11 protein-coding genes are annotated in these 14,543 nt (G+C 67.7%); 8 read left to right on the forward strand and 3 right to left on the reverse strand.

Annotation, left to right across the window (positions count from 1 at the left end; translation table 11 throughout):
- Nucleotides 1-13: 13 nt before the first annotated feature.
- Complete coding sequence (locus tag O4H32_RS03075) at nt 14-1,387, reverse strand: nucleobase:cation symporter-2 family protein (RefSeq protein ID WP_269356577.1); 1,374 nt, start codon at nt 1,385-1,387, stop codon at nt 14-16.
- 371 nt (nt 1,388-1,758) lie between these two features.
- On the opposite strand from O4H32_RS03075, the gene O4H32_RS03080 reads away from it, so the two are divergent.
- On the forward strand, nt 1,759-3,234 hold the full coding sequence (locus O4H32_RS03080) for a sensor domain-containing diguanylate cyclase (protein WP_269356579.1): 1,476 nt from the start codon (nt 1,759-1,761) through the stop codon (nt 3,232-3,234).
- Nucleotides 3,235-3,254: 20 nt separating this feature from the next.
- Here the strand turns inward: O4H32_RS03080 and O4H32_RS03085 are convergent, their stop codons facing one another.
- Nucleotides 3,255-3,872, reverse strand: coding sequence for an FmdE family protein (locus tag O4H32_RS03085; RefSeq protein WP_269356580.1), 618 nt, complete (start codon nt 3,870-3,872; stop codon nt 3,255-3,257).
- A 221-nt stretch (nt 3,873-4,093) separates the two neighbouring features.
- Here O4H32_RS03085 and acnA point away from each other — a divergent pair, with 221 nt between their 5' ends.
- Together acnA and O4H32_RS03095 are read left to right on the forward strand one after the other, a co-directional pair.
- The gene (acnA, locus tag O4H32_RS03090) at nt 4,094-6,769 is read left to right on the forward strand and encodes an aconitate hydratase AcnA (protein ID WP_269356582.1); all 2,676 of its coding nucleotides are present in this window, start codon (nt 4,094-4,096) and stop codon (nt 6,767-6,769) included.
- A 22-nt stretch (nt 6,770-6,791) separates the two neighbouring features.
- Nucleotides 6,792-8,186, forward strand: a complete 1,395-nt coding sequence (locus O4H32_RS03095; RefSeq protein ID WP_269356583.1) for an MFS transporter — start codon at nt 6,792-6,794, stop codon at nt 8,184-8,186.
- Between the two features lie 33 nt (nt 8,187-8,219).
- On the opposite strand, the gene O4H32_RS03100 is transcribed toward O4H32_RS03095, so the two are convergent.
- Complete coding sequence (locus O4H32_RS03100) at nt 8,220-9,059, reverse strand: aldo/keto reductase (protein WP_269356585.1); 840 nt, start codon at nt 9,057-9,059, stop codon at nt 8,220-8,222.
- A gap of 82 nt (nt 9,060-9,141) precedes the next feature.
- On the opposite strand from O4H32_RS03100, the gene panB reads away from it, so the two are divergent.
- The 5 genes from panB to O4H32_RS03125 all read left to right on the forward strand — a co-directional run bounded on the left by panB (nt 9,142) and on the right by O4H32_RS03125 (nt 14,525).
- Nucleotides 9,142-9,969 carry a 3-methyl-2-oxobutanoate hydroxymethyltransferase gene (panB, locus tag O4H32_RS03105; RefSeq protein ID WP_269356586.1) on the forward strand — a complete coding sequence of 276 codons (828 nt, stop codon included), beginning with the start codon at nt 9,142-9,144 and terminating at the stop codon, nt 9,967-9,969.
- Nucleotides 9,970-10,067: 98 nt separating this feature from the next.
- Nucleotides 10,068-11,039 carry a LysR family transcriptional regulator gene (locus O4H32_RS03110; protein ID WP_269356588.1) on the forward strand — a complete coding sequence of 324 codons (972 nt, stop codon included), beginning with the start codon at nt 10,068-10,070 and terminating at the stop codon, nt 11,037-11,039.
- A gap of 67 nt (nt 11,040-11,106) precedes the next feature.
- Nucleotides 11,107-12,501: a DNA recombination protein RmuC gene (locus tag O4H32_RS03115; protein ID WP_269356590.1), complete on the forward strand. Its 1,395-nt coding sequence runs from the start codon at nt 11,107-11,109 to the stop codon at nt 12,499-12,501.
- Nucleotides 12,498-13,502 (forward strand): 5'-methylthioadenosine/S-adenosylhomocysteine nucleosidase, encoded by a 1,005-nt coding sequence (locus O4H32_RS03120; protein ID WP_269356592.1) that lies wholly within the window; start codon nt 12,498-12,500, stop codon nt 13,500-13,502. The genes O4H32_RS03115 and O4H32_RS03120 overlap by 4 nt, the downstream gene beginning before the upstream one ends.
- A gap of 15 nt (nt 13,503-13,517) precedes the next feature.
- On the forward strand, nt 13,518-14,525 hold the full coding sequence (locus tag O4H32_RS03125) for a magnesium and cobalt transport protein CorA (protein ID WP_269356594.1): 1,008 nt from the start codon (nt 13,518-13,520) through the stop codon (nt 14,523-14,525).
- Nucleotides 14,526-14,543: the final 18 nt, after the last annotated feature.

Raw genomic sequence — 14,543 nt, forward strand, 5'->3', positions numbered from 1 at the left:
CGCCGTCCGGGGCTCAGTGGTCGCCGGACGCATGGCCCGTGCCGGCGACGAAGACGGATTGACGGTCGGAGTTGCCGACAGTCAGGTGGTTGAACATCAGGTTCAGCGTGATGGCCATGATGGCGGCCGAGCTGATGCCGGAGTGGAAGATGGTCGCCACCCAGGCCGGGAAGTGGGCGTAGAAATGAGGTGCCGCGATGGGGATCATGCCGAAGCCGACGGAGGTCGCCACGATGATCAGGTTCATGTTGTTTTCGTAATCGACCCGCGCCAGGGTGCGGATGCCGCTGGCGGCCACGGTGCCGAACAGCACCAGGCCGGCGCCGCCCAGCACGGCGGTGGGGACGGCCGCGATGAAGCGGCCGATGACCGGCAGCAGGCCCAGCGCCAGCAGGATGAGGCCGCTGGTGGCGACCACATAGCGGCTTTTCACGCCGGTGACAGCGACCAGGCCCACGTTCTGGGCGAAAGCGCTTTGCGTGAAGGAACCGAAGATGGGCGCCACCATGCTGGAGACCATGTCGGCGCGCAGTCCGTCGCCCAGGCGGTGCGAGTCGATCCGTGTGTCGATGATGTCGCCGACCGCCAGGATGTCGGCCGATGTTTCCACCAGTACCACCAGGATCACGATGAACATCGACACGATCGCGGCGGGATGGAATTCGGGCCAGCCGAAATGGAACAGCGTCGGCAAGGCGAAGGCCGGCCCGTCGATCGCCCGTGAAAAGTCGGTCATGCCGGCGGCCCAGGCGATGAGTGTGCCCAGTACCATGGCCAGCAGGATCGACAGGCGCGAGATGGCCGCGTTGCCGAGCTTGCTGAGCAGCAGCACGATCAGCAGGGTGGCGGCGGCCAGGCCGATGTTGGCCATGCTGCCGAAATCGGCCGCCTTGGGGTTGCCGCCCATGGACCAGTGGGCCGCCACCGGCATCAGCGACAGGCCGATGGTGGTGATCACCGAGCCCGTCACCAGGGGTGGAAAGAATCGGATGACGCGGGAAAAGACCGGGGTGATCAGCAGACCGATCAGGGCGGCCGCCATGACGGCACCGAAGACCGAGGGCAGGCCGCCGCCGGACGTCAGGATGGCGACGATGGTGGCCACGCTGGCGAAGGATACGCCCTGGACCAGCGGCAGCTGGCAGCCGAAGAACGGGATGCCCAGCGTCTGCAGCAGGGTGGCCAGGCCGCCCATGAACAGGCAGGAGGCGATCAGCACGCCGATTTCCGCGCCGCCCAGGCCGGCCGCCTGGCCGACGATCAGTGGCACGGCGATGATGCCGCCGTACATGGTCAGGACGTGCTGGAATCCATACATCAGGTTCGCCGCCAGGCCCAGGGCTTCATCTTCGGGGCGCGGAGGCGCGGTGCGGGCGGGTGTGTTCAAGGCAGTCTCCATCCTCGTCGTTCGTCGTGGACCGGATGTGGCGCGGGCCGTGGGGCGTGCGGATCCGGCGGCGCGGCCTCCGGCGGGTGCCGGGGCGGGCATTCAGGCATGAGGGTTGATGGCTTTATTGTGAACCTCGGGTCCGGGTTCCGGGTCGCGGCCCTTTCATATTGTTCATCTTCATGTGTTTATTTGATTTCTTGTCCATTGGTGTTTTCTCTAGATGCCAGGCCGGGGTGGTTGGGCAATGACCTTCGACCATGACGGGAATGGGGTCTTTTTCCCGGGGATATCATTTAGAATCCCTGCTTTCCATATGCGGGCACGGGCGCCGACGATGAAAATCCGAATCAGCCAGGCAGGACATCAGGATGGATGAGAGGCAGGCGGCGGTGACCGAATCGCGGGCACCGGAGTCCGGCATGCCGGACTTCTTCGAGGCCACCCCCATGGCTTTGTGGCTGGAGGACTACAGCGCCCTGTACGCTCAGTTCGATCGCTGGCGGGCCGAGGGCGTCACGGACCTGAGATCCTGGCTGCTCCAGGATCGCGACCGGTTGCGGCATTGCGCCGGCCTGATCCGCATCTTGCGCGTCAACCGCCAGGCGCTGTCCTTGTTCGGCGCCCGGACCCAGTCCGAACTGATGGATCGGCTGGCGGACGTCCTGCGCGACGATACCTTCGAGGGCCTGGCCGGAGAACTCGACCAGCTCTGGCGCGGCCACGGGGGCTTTCACAGCCAGACGGTGAACTATACGCTGGACGGCCGCCGTCTGGATCTTTCGCTCAAGGCTGTGGCACTGGCCGACGACAAGCAGCCCTGGGACCGGATCCTGGTGGCCATGGAAGACGTCACGCCGCTCCAGGAGGCCCGGCGCCAGGCGCAGGCCAGCGCGCGCGATGCCCGCGAATTCTTCCAGCAGGCACCGGTTTCCCTGTGGGTCGAGGACTTCAGCGCCATCAAGCGCCTGTTCGACGAACTGCGCGGTCAGGACATCAGCGACTTCCGCACTTTCCTGGACGTGCATCCCGACTTCATCGACCGCTGCCTCCAGGAAATCCGCGTCATTGATGTGAATGATTACACCCTGGAACTGTTCAAGGCCGATTCCCGGGATCAACTGATCGAGCGGATGAGCGACGTTTTTCGCGAGGAGTCGCGCGATACCTTCGCCGAGCAGCTGATCGAGCTGTGGCATGGCCGCCTGTTCCACCAGAAAGAGGTCCGGAATCACACGCTGGCGGGCGACGCCCTGCACATCCATTTGCAGCTGTCGGTGTTCCAGGGGCACGAAGAGGACTGGGGCCTGGTGCTGGTATCCCTGACCGACATCACCGCCCGCAAGAAAGCCGAGGCCTATCTGGAATACCTGGGCAAGCACGATGTGCTGACCCAGTTGAAGAACCGGTCCTATTTCGTCGACGAGCTGGGCCGCCTGCAGCGTAAACGCACGCCGCTGGTGTCCTTCATCGCCCTGGACCTGAACAATCTCAAGCAGGCCAACGACGAGGGCGGCCACGCGGCGGGCGACGATCTGCTGCGCCGCTTCGGCGAAGTGCTGAACAAGGCGGTCGATCGCCCCGGCCAGGCGGCGCGCATCGGCGGCGACGAGTTCGTGGTGTTGCTGCCCGGCCTCGACGAGGCGGCGACCCGCTTGGTGCGGGACAACATTCAATCCCTGATCGAGCTGAACAACCAGTATTACGGCGGCATCCCGCTGAGCGTCTCGGCCGGTGAGGTCACCTGCCGCAATCCCGACGCGCTGGAGCAGGCCCTGAAAGACGCCGATCAGTCGCTTTACGCGGACAAGCGGCACTATTACAGCACCCACGAACGCCGCCGCTGAGGCGGTTCCGGATGAAACGATCAGGCGGCGCGCGTCAGCGGGCTGACCGTCACCAGGCCGGGCTGGTCGATGGCTTCCAGGATGCGGTGGACACGGTCTTGCCACAAATGCCCGAATTCCTGTTTTTCCGCATCGCTGGCGCTGCCCGTCAGGATCTTCTGCAGCATCGGCATGGCGGCTGGCGAGCCCGGCACGCCCTGGGCGCTGAAGGACACCGCCACCCGCTCGCCCGTATCGCGGCGGGCGAAGACGATCTCGCCCGGGATGTCGCCCTGGAAATGCATCAGATCGCGCCGGTCGTGCTGGCCGGCCAGCCCCTTGAAGCCCGTGTCGGTGGTGGCGCCGGTGACCAGTCCGACCACGTTGGCGATGACGCCGGTGACGCCGCTGGTCGCATCGTCTGCAAAGGTGACGTCGATGTCGCCGCGTTGCGGCGGGGTATCGGGGTAAAGGGCACGCAGCGCGCGCACCGTCATCAGCCAGGCGCCGGCCACGGTGGGGCAGGAATGGCCGGCCAGACGCACGGCGTCTTCATAGCCGTATTCGATCAGGCCGTCATCGGACGCGCCCAGCAGGCGGGCCAGCGGATCATGCAGCGCGATGCGGGGGGCCTGGGCGAAGAATGCGGGAAATGCCATGGAAGGGCTCCGGAGAAACGGGACTCGTTCCAGTGTAGGCCGGCTTGCGGAGAAAACCGGGCTTAACCCTGGACGGCGTCCGGTCGTTGGCGCACGGTTCCGCGCCGCGACGCGGATGGCCGGCGAGCGCGGGCGCGATGCGGTGTAAGATGGACCGGATCAGCGGCCCCGTGGCGCAGACGCTCCGGTGGCCCGGGCTCGAACCGACAGGAGGACACGTCATGGCACATCCCAACAGTTTCGGCGCGCGCGCAACCCTGGATGTGGGAGGCAATTCCTATCGCATCTGGCGGCTGGACGCCCTGAAGGACCACGGGCTCGATCCGGGCCGCCTGCCCTACGGCCTGAAGATCCTGCTGGAAAACCTGCTGCGCACCGAGGACGGTGTCGCCGTGCGTGCCGACGAGATCCGCGCCCTGGCCGGCTGGGATCCCGATGCCGAACCCAGCCGTGAAATCGCCTTCACACCGGCGCGGGTCGTGCTGCAGGACTTCACCGGGGTGCCCGCGCTGGTGGATCTGGCCGCCATGCGCGACGCCATGCGGGCACTGGGCGGCCAGCCCGACCGCATCAATCCCCTGGCGCCGGTGGAACTGGTCATCGACCACTCGGTGATCGTGGATGACTTCGGCCACAACCAGTCGTTCCGCCGCAACCAGGAAATCGAATACCGGCGCAACGTCGAACGCTACAAATTCCTGCGCTGGGGCCAGACGGCCTTCGACAATTTCCGCGTCGTGCCGCCGGACACCGGCATCGTCCACCAGGTCAACCTCGAACATCTGGCGCGCGGCGTGTTCACGCGCCAGGTCGACGGCGTGACCGAGGCCTATCCCGACACCTGTGTGGGGACGGATTCGCACACGCCCATGGTCAACGGCCTGGGTGTCGTCGCCTGGGGGGTCGGCGGGATCGAGGCCGAGGCCGCCATGCTGGGTCAGCCCATCTCGATGCTGATCCCCCGCGTGGTCGGCTTCAAGCTGTCCGGCGCCCTGCCCGAAGGCACCACCGCCACCGATCTGGTGCTGACCATCACCGACATGCTGCGCAAGCATGGCGTGGTGGGCAAGTTCGTCGAATTCTACGGCCCCGGCGTGGCCGCCGTGCCGCTGGCCAACCGCGCCACCATCGGCAACATGAGCCCGGAGTACGGCTCCACCATCTCCATCTTCCCGATCGACGAGGAAACCCTCGCCTACCTGCGCTTCACCGGTCGCTCGGCCGAGCAGGTCGCCCTGGTCGAAGCCTACGCCAAGGCCCAGGGCCTGTGGCACGACCCTGCGCACGAACCGCGCTATTCCGAACGACTGGAGCTGGACCTGGGCACCGTGGTGCCGTCGATCGCGGGCCCCAAGCGGCCCCAGGACCGGATCGCGCTCACCGCCGCCCAGCCCGCGCTGGCCAAGTCCCTGGCCGCGCTGCCGGGCGCGCCGAAACCCAACCCGGCGACCGTGCGGCTGCCCGACGCCGGCGAATGCGTGATCGACCATGGCGCCGTGGTCATCGCGGCCATCACCTCGTGCACCAACACCAGCAATCCGGCCGTCATGATGGCGGCCGGATTGCTGGCAAAGAAAGCGGTGGAACGCGGACTGCGCCGCAAGCCCTGGGTCAAGACCAGTCTCGCGCCGGGATCCCGCGTGGTCACCGACTACTATGAAAAAGCCGGACTGGCGACTTATCTGGACCAGTTGGGCTTCAACCTGGTGGGCTACGGCTGCACCACCTGCATCGGCAATTCGGGCCCCCTCATCCCCGAGGTCTCCGAGGCCGTGCGCGCCAACGATCTGGCGGTCGTCTCGGTGCTGTCGGGCAACCGCAACTTCGAAGGCCGCATTCATGCCGAGGTCAAGCTCAACTACCTGATGTCCCCGCCGCTGGTAGTGGCCTACGCGCTGGCCGGCACCATGGACATCGATCTGCTCAACGATCCGCTGGGCCGGGATGCCGAGGGCCGGGACGTGCGATTGCGCGATATCTGGCCGAGTTCCGAAGAGGTCCAGGACGTGATCCGGTCCTGCATCTCGTCAGACATGTATACGCGCGGCTATGCCGGCGTGTTCGACGGCGGCGACATCTGGCGCGGTCTGGACACCCCGGAGGGCAGCCTGTTCGACTGGCAGGACGATTCCACCTACGTGCGCAATCCACCCTATTTCCAGGGCATGCCCCGGCAGCCCCGGCCGGTGGGCGACATCCGCGGTGCGCGGGTGCTGGCGCTGCTGGGGGATTCGGTCACCACCGACCACATCAGTCCGGCCGGCTCCATCGGCAAGGACACGCCCGCCGGGCAGTACCTGCGCGCGCAAGGTGTCGACCCCCAGGATTTCAATTCTCTGGGGTCGCGGCGCGGCAACCACGAGGTCATGATCCGCGGCACTTTCGCCAACGTGCGTCTGCGCAACCAGATCGCCCCGGGCACCGAAGGTGGCTGGACGCGCGATTTCACCCGTGACGGCGCGCCGGTCGCGACGATCTTCGAGGCTTCCCGGAACTACCTGAAGGCGGGGACGCCGCTGGTGATCCTGGCCGGCAAGGAATACGGTTCCGGTTCCTCGCGCGACTGGGCCGCCAAGGGCACGGTGTTGCTGGGCGTGCGCGCGGTGATCGCCGAATCGTATGAACGGATCCACCGGTCGAACCTGATCGGCATGGGTGTACTGCCGCTGCAGTTCCCGGCGGGCAGCAACGCGGCCTCCCTGGGGATCCGGGGCGAGGAAACCTTCGAGATCACCGGGGTCGAGGCCTTCAACGACGGCGTCACGCCCAAGACCGTGCGCGTCCGGGCGGGCGACATCGAATTCGACGCCCTGGTGCGCATCGACACCCCGACCGAAGCCGCCTATTACCGCCATGGCGGCATCCTGCAGTACGCCCTGCGGCAACTGCTGGATTGAGGCGGGCGGTTATCATGGGCGGATGACGTCATCCTCTTCCGCCTCATGGGGCGCCCTGCTGAGGGGCCGCAACGGCCTGCGGTCCCTCGCCCTGGCGGGCGGCGTGGCCGTGCATGCGATCAACATGTTCATCGCCACCACCATCCTGCCCTCGGTCGTCCGGGACATCGGCGGGTTGCCCTGGTACGCCTGGAACACCACGCTGTTCGTGGCGGCCTCGATCATGGGATCCTCGTGCGCGCCCCTGGGCATCCGCTGGCACGGCCTGCGGCGTACATTCCTGCTGGCCTTGCTGGTGTTCATGGGGGGGACCGTGGTCTGCGGGCTGGCGCCCAGCATGCCCTGGCTGCTGTGCGGCAGGGTGGGACAGGGCCTGGGCGGCGGCATGTTGCTCAGCCTGAGCTATGCCACTGTGCCCTTGGTGTTCGATCAGACCCTGTGGGCGCGGGCCATGGCCCTGATTTCCGGGATGTGGGGCGTGGCCACGCTGTCGGGGCCCGCCATCGGCGGCCTGTTCGCCGAATCCGGGCACTGGCGCTGGGCGTTCTGGGCCGTGTTGCCGGTGTGTGTCCTGCTGGGCGCGCTGCTGGTCACGCAACTCGGTCCGACGGGCCGGGACCGGCGCGGCCGGCTGGAAGCGCCCTTGTTGCGTATGGGGCTGCTGGTCGCATCCGTGCTGGTGGTGTCGGCGGCCAGCCTGTCCGCGTCCTGGACAGTCCAGCTCGCCGGCGTGACGGGTGGCCTGCTGCTGATCCTCTGGCTGGCGCGCATGGACGGCCGGGCCCGCCAGCGTTTCCTGCCCGCGGGCGCCTGGTCTCTGGGCCACCCGCTGGGACGCCGCTACGCCATGATCGGTCTGCTGAGCATCGGCGTGACGACGGAAGTCTTCGTCCCTTATTTTCTGCAGGTCCTGCATGGGCAGTCGCCGCTGCATGCGGGCTATCTGTCGGCGCTGATGTCGGCCGGCTGGTCGCTGGGCACCCTGGCCAGCTCCGGGCGCGGGTCCGCCAGCGTCGGCCGCATGCTGGCGCTGGGGCCGATCCTGTCGGCCGCGTCCCTGGCGGGGCTGTATGTCTTCATGCCCGATCCAGGCTCACCTGCGGCGCTGCTGGCCGCGTTGCTGCTGGGGGTGGGGATCGGCGTCGGCCTATGCTGGCCGCACCTGTTGACCGGCGTGTTCCGGGCCGCGCCGCCGGACCAGCAGAACATCGCTTCGGCGGCGATCACGACCCTGCAGCTATATGCGATCGCCCTGGGCGCCGGCCTGGCGGGCGTGGTCGCCAATGCGGCGGGTTTCACGGATCCGGGGGGGGGGCAAGGTGCGCGGCAGGCCGCCTGGGCGGTGTACGGCGTGTTCGCCTTCGCGCCGGCCCTGGCGATCCGCCTGGGGTGGCGGGCCGGACGCGACGGCGCCTAGCGGGGTCTCCGGGCCCGCGCGTCGCGCCGGGGCCTACTTCAGCAGGTGGAACGTCTCGGGATCGGGGCCGAGGCGTCCGTCGGCGCGGTCCAGGGCGGCGATCCGCGCCATGGCGGCCTCATCCAGGTGCAAGTTCCATAAATTGAAGTTTTCCTGGAGCCGTTCCGGGTGCGAGGATTTCGGAATCACCATGTGTCCCATCTGGATGTGCCAGCGCAGGATCACCTGGGCGGGGGTGGCCCGCAGTTGATGGGCCAGCTCCAGGATCGCGGGATCCCGCAGCGCCTGGCCCTGGCCGAGCGGGCTCCAGGCTTCGGTGCGGATGTCGTGATCCTCGTGGTAGGCGCGCAGCTCGGCTTGCTGGAAATGGGGATGCAGTTCGATCTGGTTGACCACCGGCAGCACGCCGGTGCTGTCCAGCAGCCTTTGCAGATGGCCCGGCTGGAAGTTGCAGACGCCGATCGAGCGGGCGCGCCCCTCGTCGCGCAACTGGATCAGGGCCTCCCAGGTTTCCAGATAACGCTTTTCCCTGGGCACCGGCCAGTGGATGAGGTACAGATCGACATAGTCGAGCCCCAGCCGGTCCAGACTTTCCTGGAACGCGGTCTTGGTACTATCGTGACCATGCCGGTCGTTCCAGACCTTGGTGGCCACGAACAGGTTCTCGCGCGGGATGCCGCACCGGGCGATGCCTCGTCCGACCTCGGCCTCGTTGCCGTAGATGGCGGCGGTGTCGATGGAACGGTAGCCGGCCTCGACGGCGGCCTGGATCGACGGGACGACCGCGTCGCCGGTCAGTTTCCAGGTGCCCAGGCCCAGTTGGGGCGCGCGGCGGCCATCATGAAGCGTGATGTATGGTTGATTGGTGGACATGCGGGTCTCCGGTGAATGCGGCGCACGGCTGGCCGACGGTCGGCCCGCCACGGGCGATGAACGAATCTTTGGAGTCAGTCGAATGAGTGTACATAGTCAGGCGCAACGCGTCACGGTGCCCCAGCTCGTCTCTTTCAAGGGCGAGCGCAAGATCGCGGCGCTGACCGCCTATATCGCGCCGATCGCCCGTCTGCTGGACGAAGCCGTGGACATGCTGCTGGTGGGCGATTCCACGGCCATGGTCGGCTACGCACTGCCCGATACGTTGTCGATCACGGTCGAGACCATGGCCGCGCACGCCGCCGCCGTGGTCCGGGCCACGGAACACGCCTGCGTGATCGTGGACATGCCGTTCGGCAGCTACCAGCAGTCCCCGGCCCAGGCGTTCGCCAATGCCGCGTCCCTGCTGGCGGCCAGCGGCGTGTCCGGCGTCAAGCTCGAGGGCGGCCAGCCCCTGGCAGAGACGACGCGGTTCCTGGTGGAGCGCGGCATTCCGGTGCTGGCCCATGTCGGGCTCATGCCCCAGTACGTCAACACCATGGGCGGTTTCAAGGCCCAGGGCATGACCGATGCCGCCGCCCGCCGCATCCTGGAAGACGCGCGGGCCCATGCGCAGGCCGGGGCGTTCGGTGTGGTGCTGGAGGGCATCAGCGAGCCCCTGGGGCGGGCAATCACGGCGGCGCTGCCGGTCCCCACCATCGGTATCGGGGCTTCGCCCGCGTGCGACGGCCAGATCCTGGTGACCGAGGACATCCTGGGCCTGAGCGGCGACCGGATTCCGAAATTCGCCCAGCGTTTCGCCGATGCCGGGCAGGTGATCCGGCAGGCGGCCCGGGACTATGCCCAATCCGTGCGGGAGGAGACCTTTCCGACGCTTGCTCATTGCTTTGGCGTCCGGTCCGGGCGGTAATATTCGTATAACATTTTTTTGCTAGATATTTCGCCTGGGCCGTGACCGGCTGATCCAGGCGACTCTTTGATGCGGTAGGACCATCCGCATCGGATGCCATGGAAATACGCCAACTCGAGGCCCTGAACGCCATCGTGACCAGCGGTAGCGTCACGGCCGCAGGCCGCATGCTGGGCCGCTCGCAGCCCGTCGTCAGCCGCCAGATCAGCGATCTGGAGTCCGAGCTGGGCTTCATGCTGTTCGCCCGCACCCGGCCCGCCATCACGCTGACCGAACAGGGTGGCGAGTTCTACCAGGAAGTGCGCGGCATCCTGGCCGATCTGCACCAGCTGGAATCGCGGGTGCAGGGCATGCGCAGCGGCCAGGTCCGTCCCTTGCGGATCCTGGCGTCCGTCGATCTTGCCCGCGGCCTGCTGCCCGAGGCCCTGGCCCGGATGGACCGCTTCAGTCCCGTGTTCCGCCAGAAGCTCATCATCGAGGAAGTCGTCCACGAGGCGCCGGCCAGCGCCCTTTCCGAGGGACGTGCCGATTTCGCGCTCCTCAGCCTGCCGATCGACGTCGAGGCCGTGCGTGTGCACTGGTGCGGCCAGGCGCCCTGCCTGCTGGCGCTGCCCGCCTCGCATCCACTGGTGTCCCGGGATGTGATCCAGTTCGATGACATCCGCAACACCGATGTCATCACGCTGCTCAACCGCTATCGCATGCGCTACCACCTGACCAGCAGCCTGGCGCAGGCCACGGCGGACGAAAACCGGCGCCATGTCGAAGTCGGCAGCCAGCAGACGGCCCTGTCCATGGTGCGGCTCGGGCTGGGCGTGGCGCTCATCGATCCGTTCTCGATCCGGGGCGCCCAGCTCGATGGCGTCGTGCTGCGGCCCCTCCAGACCGATATCGCCTACATGATCGGCGCCGTTTCGCAGGCGACGCACGAATTGCCGGAGGGCGCCCTGCGCCTGATCCAGGGGCTGCATCTGCATGTCCAGAGCAGCATTCCCCATTATGTGGACACCGATCCCAGCGGTCTGCGCCAGGGCGTGTCCCGCAAGACCGAGGTGCTGCGCTCGGCCTGAAGCCCGTCGGCGCACCCGCGCCTGTGCGATGATGGCGGCTATTCTTCATGCGGCATAGGACGGCATCGTGATCCCGTTTTCTCCGGAAATCCTGGCGGCGCTGGCGCTGGCCCTGTTGGTCGGGGCCGTGGCCGGCGCCTGGCCCGCGAGGCGGCGCCTGCTGGCCCAGGCGGCCGAGACGGCCCGCCAGACGGAACGCGCCGACCAGCTCCAGGACCGGATCGCGCAGCTTGACCGGGATGCGGCCGCCAGTGCGCAGGCATTGGAAGACTGGCGTGCCCGGGCGCAGGAAGGCCGGCTGGAGCTGGCCCGGCTGCAGGCGGCCCACCAGGAAAAGCTCGCCGCCCTCGATGATCTGCGCCAGGCCTACGAGCAATCGCGGGCGTCCATGCGGACGGAATTCCAGCATCTGGCCAGCCAGGTGCTGGAAGAAAAGAGTCAGGGTTTTTCCCGCGCCAGCCAGGACACGCTCGATGGCCTGTTGCGGCCTTTCCGCGAACAGATCGAAGGTTTCCAGCGGCGCGTCAATGAAATCCACGACGCCTCGGTGCGCGGCCAGGCCCGGCTGGACGCTGAGATCCGCCGCGTGCTGGACGTCGGCCTGAAAATGAGCGACGAGGCCCAGTCCCTGGCCACGGCCCTGAAGGGCGACAAGAAAGCCACCGGCAACTGGGGCGAGGTCCTCCTCGAACGCAGCCTGCAACTGGCGGGGCTGATCGCGGGTGATCACTACCAGGCCCAGGCGCCCTTCCGCGACGAGGCCGGCAACCGGCGGCAACCGGATTTCGTCGTCCGTCTGCCGGACGGCAAGCACTTGATCCTCGACAGCAAGGTCTCGCTGGTGGACTATGACCGGGCCGTGGCGGCGGCCACGCCCGAGGATCGCGAGGCCGCGCTGGCCGCGCACGCGCGCGCCGTGCGCCATCACATCGACGACCTGGCCCGAAAGGACTACAGCGGCCTGATCGGCATGAAAAGTCCCGGCTTCGTGCTGATGTACATGCCGATCGAGCCGGCCTACATCGAGGCCATGCGGCACGACCGGGAACTGTTCGACCATGGCTACCGCCACAACGTCGTCCTGGTGTCCCACACCACGCTGATGCCGGTCCTGCGCACGGTGGCGACGCTGTGGATGCTGGCGCGGGGCAACGAACAGGCCCGGGCGCTGAGCGACCAGGCGGGCGGCTTGTACCGGCAGGTCGAAGTGGTGGCCGACCGCTTGCGCAAGCTGGGCCATGTCCTGGGGGCGGCGGCCACGCATTACAACAGCGTCGTCACGGCCGTGACGGGGCAACGGGGCCTGTACGGCAAGGTCGGCCGCTTCGCCGAACTGTCGGCCAAGGCGGGCCGGCCGCTGCCGCCGCTTGAGCCCTTGCATGCGGATTTCGAAGTCCGGCGGCTGGATGGCGTCGAGTCCGAGAACGATCCCTCCGTTTCCTCCCGGGAGCCGAATCCATGACCTGTCATTCCGCGCGGCGAATCGCCGCCATCCTGGCCTCCGCCGCGCTGCTCTGGACCGGCGTGTGGACGGGCACGCCGGCGCCGGTCCTGGCCGCGTCCGGCCCGGTGGTCTCCGATGCGGTACCCGCGCCCGTGGCTGGGCAGCCGGCCGGGCGGGTGGACGAAACTCCGCGCATGGCCATCCTGTCCGCCTTCGCGCCGGAACTGGATCTGTTGCGCGCCCGCTTGCGGGATCCGCGCGCCTTCACCATCCAGGGGGTCGAGTTCACCACCGGGCTGCTGGAAGGCCGGCCCGTCGTGCTGGCGCTCAGCGGCATCAGCATGGTCAACGCCGCCATGAACACCCAGCTCCTGTTCGACCGCTTCCATGTCACACACCTCGTCTTCAGCGGAATCGCGGGCGGTGTGAACCCCGGGCTGCGCATCGGCGATGTCAGCGTCCCGGAGCGCTGGGGGCAGTATCTCGAAGTGGTGATGATGCGGGAAATCGCGCCGGGAAGGTACCGCGCGCCGGCCGCCAAGGGCGCATTCGAGTTTGCGCCCTACGGCATGATGCAGCCGCGCGCAGTGCGCGTGCGGCCCGCCGACGGGGAGGGCATCCAGGATAAATTCTGGTTCGAGGCCGATCCGCGCATGCTGGCCGTGGCGCGCGGCATCCAGTCCGTGCCGCTGCGCGGCTGCGACCATCAGAACCGCTGCCTGAACGAGCGCCCCCGCCTGGTGGTCGGCGGCAATGGCGTGTCCGGCCAGGCCTTCGTGGACAATGCGGATTTCCGCCGCTACGCTTTCCGTACGTTCCAGGCCAACGTGCTGGACATGGAAAGCGCGGCCTGCGCCCAGGTCGCCTGGCGCGCGGGCGTGCCCTTCATCGCCTTCCGCTCGCTCAGCGACCTGGCGGGCGGCGGGCCGGGCGAAAACGAGATGAACGCCTTCCTGCACATCGCGGCGGACAACGCCGCGCAGGTGCTGCTGGCGTTCCTGCGCGCCTGGCAGGATTGAGCACGGGAAAAGATCATGACGTCCGCCGACGATATGTCCCTGGATGAGGCTTTCCGGCGGTCCGCCGTGGCTTCCGTCTTGTATGCGGCGGGGCAGCCAGGCCGTGACATCGGTCTGGCGGACCTGGGCCCGGCCGCGACGGCATCTGGCCTGCTCTGGGTCGGCCTCAAGGACCCGGACGAGGACTTGGTGAACGACGTGGGCCGGCGGCTTGGCCTGCCCAGGCGCGCCATCGAGGAGATCATCGCGCCGCACCGGCGCCCGAAAATCATTGAATACGACCAGTTGACGCTGGTGGTCGTGGTGACGGTCGAGATCGTCCAGGACCGGCCGGGCTTCGGGGACACCCAATTGCTGATCGGGCCGGGTTATCTGCTGACGATCCGGCGCCACGCGGAAGGATCGTACCGGGCCTTGCGCGATCAACTGGCCGAGTCGCCGGAGTTCCTGAGCCGGGGCAGCGATTATGTCGCCTCCACGCTGCTGGACCTCCTGGCGGACCGCGCCGTCGAGGCGCTGGACCATATGGAGGCGAAGGTCGAGGGCGTCGAGCACCAGTTCCTCCTGCGCGGGTTCCGCGAAATGGACATCCGCCGCCTGTACCGCCTGCGTCGCGACCTGCTGCGCATGCAGACGGCGATCGCGCCCCTGGTGGAAATCTGCCGCCGGCTGGCACGCGTGGACATGCGCAACATCGGCGCCGACAGCCGGGGGTATTTCAACGAGGTGGCGGACCGGATCCAGCGCATCGTCGAGTCGATCGCCGGGCTGCGCGAGGCGCTGGCCTTCGCCTTCGAGGCCAGCATGATGATCAGCCAGATGCAACAGACCGACATCACCCGCAAGCTCGCCGCCTGGGCGGCCATCCTGGCCGTGCCCACGGCGGTGGCGGGCATCTACGGCATGAATTTCCACGATATGCCGGAACTGGGCTGGACCTACGGCTATCCGGCGATGCTGGCCGGGACGGGCGCGGTCTGCGGGCTGTTGTACTGGAAATTCCGCCGGATCAAGTGGCTGTAGTGGACCGGCGCGGGAAAC

The sequence above is a fragment of the Castellaniella denitrificans genome, from assembly GCF_027214045.1.
GTDB classification, from domain to species: Bacteria; Pseudomonadota; Gammaproteobacteria; order Burkholderiales; family Burkholderiaceae_B; genus Castellaniella; species Castellaniella denitrificans_A.

Excerpts from the sequence above, each read along its gene's own strand:
- O4H32_RS03080 (WP_269356579.1), top strand. The coding sequence starts at position 1,759 with ATGGATGAGAGGCAGGCGGCGGTGACCGAATCGCGGGCACCGGAGTCC.
- O4H32_RS03120 (WP_269356592.1), top strand. The coding sequence starts at position 12,498 with ATGACCTGTCATTCCGCGCGGCGAATCGCCGCCATCCTGGCCTCCGCC.
- O4H32_RS03095 (WP_269356583.1), top strand. The coding sequence starts at position 6,792 with ATGACGTCATCCTCTTCCGCCTCATGGGGCGCCCTGCTGAGGGGCCGC.
- O4H32_RS03125 (WP_269356594.1), top strand. The coding sequence starts at position 13,518 with ATGACGTCCGCCGACGATATGTCCCTGGATGAGGCTTTCCGGCGGTCC.
- O4H32_RS03110 (WP_269356588.1), top strand. The coding sequence starts at position 10,068 with ATGGAAATACGCCAACTCGAGGCCCTGAACGCCATCGTGACCAGCGGT.
- panB (WP_269356586.1), top strand. The coding sequence starts at position 9,142 with ATGAGTGTACATAGTCAGGCGCAACGCGTCACGGTGCCCCAGCTCGTC.
- O4H32_RS03085 (WP_269356580.1), bottom strand. The coding sequence starts at position 3,872 with ATGGCATTTCCCGCATTCTTCGCCCAGGCCCCCCGCATCGCGCTGCAT.
- O4H32_RS03100 (WP_269356585.1), bottom strand. The coding sequence starts at position 9,059 with ATGTCCACCAATCAACCATACATCACGCTTCATGATGGCCGCCGCGCG.
- acnA (WP_269356582.1), top strand. The coding sequence starts at position 4,094 with ATGGCACATCCCAACAGTTTCGGCGCGCGCGCAACCCTGGATGTGGGA.